We start from the raw sequence: 12,042 nt of genomic DNA, 5'->3' as shown, positions 1-12,042 counted from the left end.
TTCCAGGCTTTTACCGATGCTCTCGATTCGCCTTAACCGGCAGACGCCACCGCCCTTTTCGCCATGACCTTCACGAGGTTGGCGCGGTATTCGGCGTTTGCATGCAGGTCCGACATCAGGTTAGAGGGGTCGACCGCGACATTGTTCAGCGCATCCGGCGACCAGTTGGAAGCCAGCGCCTGTTCGAAGCCTGGGTGACGGAAGACCCCGGACGAGCCGGCGCCCGTCACCGCGACGCGCACGCCGCCGGCAGTGCTGGCCACGAACACGCCCGTCATCGCAAAACGCGAGGCCGGATTGTTGAACTTGGCGTAACCCGCCTTTTCCGGCGCCTCGAATGTGACCGACGTCACCATCTCGCCCTCCTCCAGCGCCGTCTCGAAAAGACCGGTGAAGAAGTCGTCGGCCGAAATCGAACGGCGGTCGGTGACAACGGTCGCGCCGAGCCCGAGCAGGCCGGCGGGGTAGTCCGCGGCCGGATCGTTGTTGGCGATCGAACCGCCGATCGTGCCCATGTGGCGCACATGCGGATCGCCGATATGCCCTGCGAGCTTGCAGATCGCCGGACAGATGGCGGCAAGCTCGCGCGAAGCGGCCACGTCCGCATGCGGCGTGGCGGCGCCGATCGTCACCTTGCGGCCTTCGATCCGGATACCCCGGATTGCCGGAATGTGGCGAAGATCGATCAGGTCGCTCGGCGCGGCGAGCCGCTGCTTCATGGTCGAGATCAGCGTCATGCCGCCGGAGAGGTATTTGCCTTCCTCATTGGCGGACTTGAGCTTGACGGCATCTTCCACCGAGGATGCACGATGATAGCTGGTAGCGTACATGTCTGTTTCTCCTCAGTGAGCCGCGTGCAATGCCTGCCAGACCTTCATCGGGGTCGCCGGCATGGTGAGCCTGTCATGGCCGATCGCATCGGTGATGGCGTTGATCAGCGCCGGTGGCGAACCGATCGCTCCTGCCTCGCCGCAACCCTTGATGCCGAGCGGATTGCTGGGGCAAGGCGTGTTCTGGTGCGAGAGGCTGAACGACGGCAGGTCGTCGGCGCGCGGCATGGCATAATCCATGTAGCTTGCCGTCAGAAGCTGGCCGTTCGCGTCATACTGGACGTTCTCGAGCAGCGCCTGGCCGACCCCCTGGGCAATGCCGCCATGCACCTGCCCCTCGACGATCATCGGGTTGATGATATTGCCGAAATCGTCGGCCGCGACGAACTGGACGATATCCGTCTCGCCGGTATCCGGATCGATCTCCACCTCGGCAATGTAGCAGCCGGCGGGGAAGGTGAAGTTGGAAGGGTCGTAGAAGGCGGTTTCCTTCAGGCCCGGCTCCATGCCCGAAGGCAGGTTGTGGGCGGTATAGGAGGCGAGTGCCACCTGGAACCACGGCACCGACTTGTCGGTGCCTGCGACCTTCAATTCACCGTTCTCGATGACGATATCCTCTTCGGAGGCCTCCATCAGATGCGCGGCGATCTTCTTCGCCTTGGCCTCGACCTTGTCGAGCGCCTTGACGATCGCCGACATGCCGACCGCGCCGGAGCGCGAGCCGTAGGTGCCCATGCCCATCTGCACCTTGTCGGTATCCCCGTGCACGATGTTGATGCTCTCGATCGGCACGCCGAGGCGGCCGGCGACAAGCTGCGCGAACGTGGTTTCATGGCCCTGGCCATGGCTGTGGGAGCCGGTCAGCACTTCGATCGTGCCGACCGCATTGACCCGCACTTCGGCGGATTCCCAAAGGCCGACGCCGGCGCCGAGCGAGCCGACCGCTGCCGACGGGGCAATGCCGCAGGCCTCGATATAGCAGCTTATGCCGATGCCGCGCTTCTTGCCCCGGGCTTCCGATTGCGACCGCCGGGCGGCAAAACCCGCCCAGTCGGCCGCCTGCATGGCCGCGTTCAGGGAGGCTTCGTAGTCACCCGCGTCGTAGTTCATGATGACGGGCGTCTGGTGCGGGAAGGAGCGGATGAAGTTTGTCTTGCGCAGTTCCGCCGGCGAGACGCCGAGTTCGCGGGCCGCCGCCTCCATCGTCCGTTCCAACAGATAGGTCGCTTCCGGGCGGCCGGCGCCGCGATAGGCGTCGACAGGCACCGTGTTGGTATAGACGGTGCGGACATTGGCATGGATCGCCGGGATGTCGTACTGGCCGGACAGCAGCGTCGCATAGAGATAGGTCGGCACCGCCGAGGAGAACAGCGACATATAGGCGCCAAGATTGGCGATCGTATCGACCTTCAGCGCCGTGATCCGGTTGTTGGCGTCAAACGCCATCTTTACCTTCGACACGTGGTCGCGGCCATGCGCGTCGGTGAGGAAGGCTTCGGTACGGTCGGATGTCCATTTCACCGGCACGCCGGTCTTTTTCGAGGCCCAGAGACAGATGATCTCTTCCGGATAGATATAGATCTTCGAGCCGAAACCGCCGCCGACATCAGGCGCGATGACGCGCAGCTTGTTTTCCGGCGCGACATTGTAGAACGCGCTCATCACCAGCCGCGCCACATGCGGGTTCTGGCTGGTCGTGTAACAGGTATAGTGATCCTCCGCCGTATCGTAGATGCCGAGCGTGGCGCGCGGCTCCATCGGGTTTGGCGACAGGCGGTTGTTGTGGATCTCGATCTCGGTGACGTGAGCAGCCGAGGCGATCGCCTTGTCGACCGCATCCGGCTCGCCGATCTGCCAGTCGAAGATCAGGTTGTTTGGAGCTTCCGGGTGGATCTGCGGCGCGCCGGAGGCAAGCGCGGCAACGGCTTCGGTCACGGCCGGAAGCTGCTCGTAGTCGATAACCACCGCCTCCGCAGCATCACGGGCCTCGCCGGAGGAGTCCGCAACCACGATCGCGATCGCATCGCCCACGTAACGCACGGTATCGACGGCCAGCGGACGCCAGGCGCCCATCTTCATCGGCGTCCCGTCCTTCGAATGGATCATCCAGCCGCAAATGAGATTGCCGATGCCGTCCGCCTGGAGCTGCTTGCCGTCGAGCACGTCGATCACGCCCGGCATGGCCTTCGCCGCGGTCGCATCGATGTTCCTGATCTTCGCATGCCCATAGGGACTGCGGACGAAGTAGGCATATTTCATGCCCGGGACGGTCATGTCGTCCGTATACCGGCCCTTGCCGGTCAGGAAGCGCTTGTCTTCCTTGCGGGTAACGCGTGCACCGATTCCTTCAACACCCATTTTCATCTCCTCCCGAGATGGTGGTTAAGTGAGTAGTGATTAGGAATTAGTCGGTAGAAAGCAGTTCAAGCCAAAGCGGCGCGTGAACCACTGCTCACTAACGACTACTCGCTACTCACCTATTCAGCGGCCTGCCGGCCGCCGGCCATTTCGGCATCGGCGGCGAGGATGGCCTTGACGATGTTGTGATAGCCGGTGCAACGACAGATATTGCCTTCGAGCCCGGCGCGGACCGTCTCTTCGGTCAGCTTTCCGCCTTCGCGGCCGATAAGGTCGACAGCCGTCATCACCATGCCGGGCGTGCAGAAACCGCATTGCAGGCCGTGATGTTCCTTGAAGGCCGCCTGCACCGGATGCAGCTCACCCTGGCCGGCAAGGCCTTCGATCGTCGTGATCGTCGAACCGGAAGCCTGCACCGCCAGGATCGAACAGCTCTTCACCGAATGCCCGTCCATATGGATGACGCAGGCACCGCACTGGGTCGTATCGCAGCCGACATGCGTTCCCGTCAGACCAAGTTTTTCACGGATAAAATGCACGAGCAGGGTGCGATCCTCGCACTCGCCGCTCATCGTGCGGCCGTTCACGGTCAGCGTCACTTTCGTCATATTGTCCTCCTCGCGTCCCTCCCGGACACGCGCCCATCATTTGCTTTTTTAATTAGCGGATCAACCGCTACTTTGTATGGAATCGGCAATATTTTGGCCCGCGATCTGACAGGTCGCCACGTTACGATTCCGCGGGATGCCGCGGCAACCACCGGCAAGACAAAAGCAAAAATCCTGGCGTAAAATATTGAGCTCATATGGACTCTTCCACATCGCGACCTATTGTTCCCCTTGATGGTTGCTGCAGTATTGGCCGACGGAAACGTCTGACGCCTGCAAGACAGCCGGGCAAACGAAGAACAAACAGGAGGATCTCATGAAGAAAGCCTTGGTGCTTTTGATGGTCGGCGCGTCGCTCGCGAGCTGCACGGCAACTGAACAGGGCGCCGGCATCGGCGCGGCATCCGGCGCCGTGATCGGTGGCCTGGCCACCGGCAACGTTCGCGGCGCCGCCGTGGGCGCTGCGATCGGTGGTGTTTCCGGCGCCTTGATCGGCTCCGTCGCCGAACAGCCGGGGCAGTGCTACTACCGCGACCGCTACGGCCGCCGCTATATCGACAGCTGCCCGCGCCGTTACTGACAAACGCGTGGATTGCATGAGAAAATGTGGCCTCGGAGCACGCTCCGGGGCTTTTTCTTTCATGAAATCATTGCCAAGGGGTACCCGGCTTCACCTTTTGCAGTTAGATAGGTCGCTTCGTCGGATGCTATGAGGGCTTCCAGCCGGGGGATCCACAGCAGTTTGCGTATGCGGAACGAAAACACTGGGCGGACAGAAAAACGGAAGCTGAGGGGAGCAGGCACCGCCGCGATGCTCGCCGCTGCACTTCTCGTTTCCCCGCCGCTTTCCGGCAACGCCTACGCGTTCAAACTCTTCGGCATCACGTTGTTCGGGGATGACGACGACGCCGTCGAGGTGATCGATCCCGTCCGCTACGACGCGACCCTCGACGCCGGTAACGCCGACAAAGACCTCAAGAAGCGCCTCGAAACCGCCGCCTCCCTCGTTACCGACGAAAAGCAGCCGGTCTCCGGCGATCTCGGCGTCATCATCAAGGCGCGCGAGGACCGCGACCGACTCATCGCCGTGCTTTACGAAGAGGCCCGATACGGCGGCACGGTGCATATCTCGGTCGCCGGCACCGATATCGACCGCCTGCCGCCCAACCCGACCTTCGATCACGCAGCACCCGTGCCGGTTGCGGTCCGCATCGATCCAGGCCCGGTCTTCAAGCTCGGCTCGGTTCGCTTCGAGGGTGACGCGGTCGGCCACGATCCGGAAAAATACGATCTCGTTGCCGGCGGCGAGGCCGGTTCGCGGCTGATCCTCAAGGCCAGCGAACAGCTTCTCGTCGATTTGAAGAATGAAGGCCGCCCGCTCGCGAAACTGACCAAGCGACAGGTGACAGCCGATCATCGCACCGACACGATCGATGTCGTGCTCGGCGCCGTCAGCGGTCCCGTCGCCCCGCTCGGCACCGTCTCCGTGAAAGGATCGCGGACCGTCGATGCCGCCTTTATCAGCCGCTATTCGCGGCTCGACAAGCACGGACAATATTCGCCAGTCCAGTTGAAGAAGGCCAACGACCGCCTGCGCGAACTCGGCGTCTTTTCGAGCGTGACGATCCACGAGGCGGACAAGCTGGCGGCGGACGGTTCGTTGCCGCTGACCATCGAGGTCTCTGAAGGCAAGCATCGCTATTTCGGTTTCGGCGCCGAATATTCCTCGATCGACGGCGCCGGCCTCGAAGGCTACTGGGGCCACCGCAACCTCTTCGGTGAAGCGGAATCGCTGCGCATCGAAGGCAAGGTGTCCGGCATCGGCGCCACCACCGACGTCACCACCTTCGATTATTCCGCCGGCATCATCTTCACCAAGCCCGGCGCCTTCGTGCCGGAGGCGACCTTCGAATCCCGCCTGGAAGCCAAGAGCGAGACGCCCGACGTCTACGAGGCGCAGACCATCATCTACTCGGCCGGCATCGCTTACGAGCTGAACGAAACCGACAAGCTCAAGGGCGGCGGGGAGATCGCCTATATCGACGCCGACGACGCCTTCGGCAACAATCAGTATCTCACCTTGAGCCTGCCGATCAGCTTCGAGCGCGACGCGCGCGACAACAAGCTCGACCCGACCAAGGGATATTACGCGACGCTCTCCGCCAAGCCGAGCTACGAGCTGATGGACGGGACGATCTTCTCGTCCTTCGAGGGCTCGATCTCGGGTTATCTTGGGCTCGGACAGGAAGACAAGGTCGTGCTCGCGGCCCGTCTTGCGGCCGGAACGCTGGTCGGCGGAAGCGACCTTGAAAGAATTCCGGCGACGCGCAGATTCTTCGCCGGCGGCGGCGGATCGGTGCGCGGATACGCCTATCGGGAAATTTCGCCCTACAACAGTGCCGATGAAGCCACAGGTGGACGATCTTATACGCTGGGATCTTTCGAAGTGAGGGTAAAAGTGTCAGAAAACATAGGCATTGTACCTTTTGTCGATGTCGGTACGGTATCGACCGGAATCGTGCCTGATTTTTCTGATATACGTGCTGGCGCGGGGATCGGCGTGAGATATGCCACGCCTTTCGGACCGCTCCGATTGGACGTTGCAATCCCGTTGCAGCGCTATGACGGCGGCAGCCAGTACGGTATCTATGCGGGCATAGGACAGGCATTCTGAAAGGCAGTAGAAAGGGTAACGTTCAAGGCATGATGCTGATGGTTCGCCTGTTGAAATGGATCTTGAAGGCCGCGCTTGGCGTGGTCGCGATCCTGTTCGTCATGGCGTTGGGCGTCGTCCTTTTCGTGGCTCTCACCCCGGTCGGCGGACGCGTCGCCGCGGACCGCATTTCCGCCATCGTCTCCACACCTGACCGCGGCGTCTCCTTCACCCCGCCGGAAGGGCTTCTGACCGGCGACCTGCGTATCGATGCGCTTACGCTCTCGGACGACATGGGCCCCTATGCCCAGATCGGCGGCATCAAGATCGACTGGTCTCCGACCTCGCTGGTGACCGGCGTCTTCCGCGCGGAGCATATCTCTGCCGACACCGTCAATCTCATCCGGGCGCCACGCCCGCCGAAGACCCCGGCAGCCAGCCAGACGACAACCACCACGAATTCCTCCGGATCGCCCCTGCCCGTCGGCATTCGTGTAGCGCAGATCGACCTGCCGGACATCAACCTTTCGCAGGCCCTTTCGGGACGTGACTTCTCCCTGTCGGTCAAGGGTTCGATCAACGCCACCGGCCCCGACATCTCGCTCGACCTGCAGGCGACCCGCAAGGACGAGCCGGACGCCAAGGCCTTCGCGGACGTGGTCTATGCGCCGTCCCAGAACCGCCTGACCCTCAAGGCATCCGTCTCCGAGCCGCAGGGGGGCCTCCTCGCCCGCCTGTTGCGCCTGCCCGGTGCTCCCGCGGTGGAACTGGCGCTCGGCGGCGAAGGCCCGCTTTCCGAATGGGCCGGCAAGTTGCAGGGCAGCGTTGCCGGCACCCCTGTCATCTCGGTCGACGGCCGGCACGTACAGATCGAAAACGGCAGGCACAGGGTGGAGGTCACCGGCGGCGGGCAGCTGTCGACGCTTCTGCCGCCGGCCTTCCGGCCGCTGTTCGGCGGCACGACCAATATCAACATTTCCGCGGTCTATGCGCCGTCCGGCCGGGTGGACATCGAACGCGGCGAACTCACCTCCGGCGCCGTGAAGGTCGCCGCCAAGGGCGCATGGGACCAGACGGGCGACAACAGCCTCACGGCCAGCCTCAACGGCGTCAAGGGACCGGTCGACTTCGTCTGGCCGATCAGTGGCCAGGAGAGCCGCTTCTCCTTCGAGAGCATCAATTTTACCCTGACCGGCGCCGCCACCTCCGCCCGCTTCAACGCGACGGCCGCGTTAAGCGCCGCCGACCTGCCGCAGGGGCGCTTCGGCCAGATCCGCCTCCAGGCGGAAAGCGAGGATCTCAACCTCATCAGCCGCTCGGGCAGCATCCGCAGCCGCTTCACCGTGGCCCGCACGGATTTCACCAGCGACGATCTCGACCGGGTGATCCGCGGACCGGTCACGCTCGATGCGCCGTTGAGGCTCGCTCCCCCGGCAATCGGCCTCGATGCCGCAACCTTCGACAGCGGCAATGTCAACGGCACGCTTTCCGGCGCCTATGACATGTCGAAACAGGCGGTGACCGGCAATTTCAGGATTTTCGCCAACCCGGCCGTCCTGCCGCCGGCGCTGGTTTCCAAGTTCGAAGGCAAGCTTTCCGCCGAAGGCTATGTCAACATGGTCAGCGGCGGCCGCATCAGCCTCGAGAACTTCGTGATGCGGTCCAACGCAATCGAAGCGCATGGCAACATGCTTTTCGAGAACCAGAACGTCACCGGCCGCCTCGCCGGCCGCGTACCCGATCTCAAGCGCTGGCTGCCCGAAGCCGAGGGCGCCGCCGGGTTCGATATTTCCGCCAAGGGACCGCTTGCCGCCATGGGCGTCAAGGCGGTGGTCAATTCCGCCGATGCGCGGCTGGTCGGCCGCAAGCTCCAGGACATGAGCTTCACCCTCGAAGGCACCGCCGATCCGAACGCCCCCAAGGGCAAGCTGGCGGCCATAGGTTCGCTCGACGGCCAGCCGATCCGGATCAATGCGGATGTCGCCTCAGTGCAGGGCCGCACCAGCGCACCGGCCATCACCGCCGAGATCGGCCCGAACAAGCTGACCGGCGCCCTGAATTTCTCCCCTGCCTTCCTGCCGGAAGGCCAGCTGACCTTCGATTTCCCGGACGTTTCGCTGCTGGCGGCACTCGCGGCCCAGCAGGCGCAGGGCGATCTCAAGGGAACGGTGATGTTCAGCAACACCGGCGGCAAGGCAGGCGCAGCGATCAGGGCTTCCGGCAGTGCGCTTCGCCGCGGCACGATCGAAATCGCCCAGCCCAATATCGACCTCGCCATTCCCGACATCAAGGCGATCGCCGCCCAGGGCACGGTTCGTGCCGCCCGTATCGGCGCCGGCGCGGTCGGGATCAACGACATCAACCTCGGCGTTACTCAGGGCGGCAACCGGACCAATTTCAACCTTGCCGCCCAGTATGACAACGCCCCGCTCACGGCGGTCGGCGACATCCAGACCGGCACCGACATCTCGGTCGGCATCGAGAGCTTCACGGCGGCGCCGCGCAGCATCGCGGTCCGGCTTGCCGCGCCGACCCGCATCGCGATCGCCAATGGCGGCGCGCGCCTGACCGACCTGACCATCGCCACCGGGACCGGCAGCGTCACGGTGAATGGCACGGCCGGCTCGGCGCTGGACCTCATGGCCAACATCAAGGCTCTGCCCGCCAACCTCATCAACGCCTTCGTGCCCGCGATCAATGCGGCGGGCACGATTTCCGGCACGATCAACGCAACCGGCACCGCGTCTGCCCCGGCCGTACGTTATGACCTAGAATGGAGTGATGCACAGCTTCGCCAGTCGCGCGATGCTGGCATCAGCCCGTTTCGAGTCGAAGCAAGCGGCAGCTTCGCCAACGGGACAGTCACACTAGACAAGACCCGCCTGACCGGCTCCGGCGGGCTCGATCTCACCGCAGCAGGCAAGGTCATCCTGAAAAACGGCATTCCCGCGCTCGACATCAATGCCCGCGCCAACGCCGTGCCCGCCAGCCTGGTCAACGCCGTGGCGCCGAGCCTTGGCGCCCGCGGTACGATCTCCGGCACCGTGACCGCGACGGGAACGCCGCAGGCGCCGGCCGTTCGTTATGACCTGCGCTGGGCCGATGCGGGTATTGCGCAGACCACGTCGGCAGGTATCGCGGCCTTCAACATCACCGCCGGCGGCACGTTCCAGAACGGCACCGTCACGGTCGATACCCGCCTTTCGGGCGGAGGCGGCATAGCGTTGTCGGGGGGCGGCTCCGTCTCGCTTGCGGGCGACAAGCCGCTCAATCTGAAATTCAACGGGCAGCTGCCCTTCTCCATCCTCGCCGGACAGATGGCCGCCCAGGGGTTCGTGCTGGAAGGGACCGGCAAGGTCGACCTTGCAATCGGCGGCACGGCGGCGGCACCGGCGATCACCGGCACTGCGTCCTCGTCCGGGGCCCGGCTCGTCGATGTCCGGCGCAATCTGGCGCTGACCGATCTCGCAGCCAATGTCGCGTTCGACGGCAATAGCGCCAATATTTCACGGCTCACGGGCAAGCTTTCGGGCGGCGGAACGGTGTCGGTGCAGGGCTCGGTCGGCATCACGCCGGCCTCCGGGTTTCCTGCCGACCTGAAGATTACCCTCGCCCAGGCGGCCTATGCCGACGGAGCCCTCTTTGCCGCAACCGCCGACGGCGCCCTGACGATCACCGGGCCGCTCACCTCAGGCCCGATCCTTGGCGGCAAAGTTACCCTGACCAAGGCGGCGATCACGGTACCCGCCCGTCTGCCGACCTCGCTTTCCGCCATCGATATCCGCCATCGCAACGCGCCGCCCGACGTGCTGCGGCAGATGGAAAAGCTGCGGCCTAAGGACGCCAGCGGCAGTTCCAACCCGATCGCGCTCAACCTCCAGATCAGCGCGCCGAACGGTATCTTCGTGCGCGGACGCGGCATCGACGCCGAACTCGGCGGTGATCTGACCGTGACGGGCACGGCGATTGCGCCGGTCGTCGCCGGCGGCTTCAAGATGCGCCGCGGCCGTATCGTCATCCTCGCCAAGCGGCTGGATTTCACCGATGGCGACATCACCTTCGGCGGCGGCCTGATCCCGATCCTCAACATGGAGGCCAACACCACCTCCGCCGCGACGACGATCACGGTCAAGGTCACCGGCGTCGCCAACGACCCGACGATCGCCTTCTCCTCCGCCCCCGCCCTGCCCCAGGACGAGGTTCTGGCGCGACTGATCTTCGGCCAGTCGATGTCGCGGCTTTCGCCGCTGCAGATTGCCCAGCTGGCAGACGCCGTCGCGCAACTCGCCGGCGGCGGCTCGACGTCATTGCTCGAAACGCTGCGCAACAATCTCGGTGTCGACGATCTCGACATCAACACGGATGCCACTGGCCAGACCACCGTGTCGGTCGGCCGCTACATCAACAACCGCACCTATATCCAGGTCGAACAGGGCGGCGAAAGCGGGGCCGAGGCGACGATCAACCTCGATGTCGGCCGCGGTGTGAAGCTCAAGGCCGGCGCCGGCACCGAAGGCGGCAAGGCCGGCGTTTTTTACGAGCGCGAATATTGATTTCGCATATTCCATCTGATTCCTGCTTGCTCGGGAGAAAAGCATGACCTCCAAGGACATCACATTGATCGGCGTGCCTCTCGAAGAGGGTTCCGGCCGCGGCGGCTGCGCCATGGGCCCTGCGGCCTTCCGGCTTGCCGGCATCGTCAAGGCGCTGGAAGGACTGGGGTTTCGGGTCACCGACAGCGGCGACCTGCGTCCCGAGCCGGCAGGCGATCTGCAGGATAGAAGCGACGCGAAGAACCTGCCGGTCGTGGCTGCGTTCAGCCGTGCGCTCGAAGCCCGGACCTACGAAAAGGCGAAGGCCGGCACCGTTCCGGTGATCATGGGTGGCGACCACGCGCTTTCCATGGGCAGCGTGCCGGGCATGGCGCGTTATGCCGCCGAGATCGGCCGACCGCTCTTCGTGCTCTGGCTCGATGCCCATGCGGATTTCAACACCCCGGAAACGTCGCCTTCCGGCAATATCCACGGCATGCCGGTCGCCTTTTTTACAGGCCAGGCGGAATTCGCGCCGATCCTTGACGGCGGCCGCCCGATGGTCGATCCCAAAAACGTCTTCCAGATCGGCATCCGGTCCGTCGACGAGATCGAACGGAAACTGATCGCCGATCATGGCGTCAACGTCTTCGATATGCGCGCCATCGACGAGCATGGAATTGCTGCGATCATGCGCCAGGTGATCGAGACGGTCAGCGCCGCCAATGGCCTCCTGCACGTGAGCCTCGACGTCGATTTTCTGGACCCCGATATCGCACCGGGCGTCGGCACCACCGTGCCGGGCGGCGCGACGTTCCGTGAGGCGCATCTGATCATGGAAATGCTCCATGATACCGGCCTCGTCGCCTCGCTCGATCTGGTCGAGCTCAACCCCTTCCTCGACGATCGCGGCAAGAGCGCGAGGATCATGGTGGAATTGACCGCCAGCCTCTTCGGTCGACGCGTACTCGATCGCCCGACACGTTCGGCCTGACATTTCAGGCCGCGCTTTAAAAGCAACGCTGCACTATTCTTGAAAACGTACCGACCAGTACTTTTCC

Annotated in this window: 7 protein-coding genes; 4 read left to right on the top strand and 3 right to left on the bottom strand. The window is 63.9% G+C overall.

Annotated elements, in window-relative coordinates; translation table 11 throughout:
• Positions 1–32: 32 nt before the first annotated feature.
• The 3 genes from J2X76_RS23345 to J2X76_RS23335 form a co-directional block, all read right to left on the bottom strand.
• Positions 33–830, bottom strand: a complete 798-nt coding sequence (locus J2X76_RS23345) for a xanthine dehydrogenase family protein subunit M (RefSeq protein WP_310219711.1) — start codon at positions 828–830, stop codon at positions 33–35.
• A gap of 12 nt (positions 831–842) precedes the next feature.
• The gene (locus tag J2X76_RS23340; RefSeq protein WP_310219710.1) at positions 843–3,188 is read right to left on the bottom strand and encodes a xanthine dehydrogenase family protein molybdopterin-binding subunit; all 2,346 of its coding nucleotides are present in this window, start codon (positions 3,186–3,188) and stop codon (positions 843–845) included.
• Positions 3,189–3,307: 119 nt separating this feature from the next.
• Positions 3,308–3,796 (bottom strand): (2Fe-2S)-binding protein, encoded by a 489-nt coding sequence (locus J2X76_RS23335; RefSeq protein ID WP_113128551.1) that lies wholly within the window; start codon positions 3,794–3,796, stop codon positions 3,308–3,310.
• Positions 3,797–4,112: 316 nt separating this feature from the next.
• Here J2X76_RS23335 and J2X76_RS23330 point away from each other — a divergent pair, with 316 nt between their 5' ends.
• The 4 genes from J2X76_RS23330 (at position 4,113) to rocF (ending at position 11,975) form a co-directional block, all read left to right on the top strand.
• Entirely contained in the window at positions 4,113–4,376 is a 264-nt protein-coding gene (locus J2X76_RS23330) for a glycine zipper domain-containing protein (protein ID WP_007759184.1), read from the top strand.
• 168 nt (positions 4,377–4,544) lie between these two features.
• A complete protein-coding gene (locus tag J2X76_RS23325; RefSeq protein ID WP_405030078.1) occupies positions 4,545–6,470 on the top strand; it encodes an autotransporter assembly complex family protein in 1,926 nt (641 codons plus the stop codon).
• 29 nt (positions 6,471–6,499) lie between these two features.
• A complete protein-coding gene (locus J2X76_RS23320; protein ID WP_113128553.1) occupies positions 6,500–11,002 on the top strand; it encodes a translocation/assembly module TamB domain-containing protein in 4,503 nt (1,500 codons plus the stop codon).
• Between the two features lie 43 nt (positions 11,003–11,045).
• The gene (rocF, locus tag J2X76_RS23315) at positions 11,046–11,975 is read left to right on the top strand and encodes an arginase (RefSeq protein WP_113128554.1); all 930 of its coding nucleotides are present in this window, start codon (positions 11,046–11,048) and stop codon (positions 11,973–11,975) included.
• The last annotated feature ends 67 nt before the right edge of the window (positions 11,976–12,042 follow it).

This window comes from Neorhizobium sp. 2083, assembly GCF_031455615.1.
Lineage (GTDB): Bacteria > Pseudomonadota > Alphaproteobacteria > Rhizobiales > Rhizobiaceae > Neorhizobium.
The sequence above is the reverse complement of the archived record's forward strand: the minus strand, read 5'-3'. Positions and strand labels throughout refer to the sequence as shown.

Bases quoted from the DNA above. Each gene is read 5' to 3' on its own strand.
- J2X76_RS23345 (WP_310219711.1), bottom strand. From the start codon at position 830: ATGTACGCTACCAGCTATCATCGTGCATCCTCGGTGGAAGATGCCGTC.
- J2X76_RS23340 (WP_310219710.1), bottom strand. From the start codon at position 3,188: ATGGGTGTTGAAGGAATCGGTGCACGCGTTACCCGCAAGGAAGACAAG.
- J2X76_RS23335 (WP_113128551.1), bottom strand. From the start codon at position 3,796: ATGACGAAAGTGACGCTGACCGTGAACGGCCGCACGATGAGCGGCGAG.
- J2X76_RS23330 (WP_007759184.1), top strand. From the start codon at position 4,113: ATGAAGAAAGCCTTGGTGCTTTTGATGGTCGGCGCGTCGCTCGCGAGC.
- J2X76_RS23325 (WP_405030078.1), top strand. From the start codon at position 4,545: ATGCGGAACGAAAACACTGGGCGGACAGAAAAACGGAAGCTGAGGGGA.
- J2X76_RS23320 (WP_113128553.1), top strand. From the start codon at position 6,500: ATGATGCTGATGGTTCGCCTGTTGAAATGGATCTTGAAGGCCGCGCTT.
- rocF (WP_113128554.1), top strand. From the start codon at position 11,046: ATGACCTCCAAGGACATCACATTGATCGGCGTGCCTCTCGAAGAGGGT.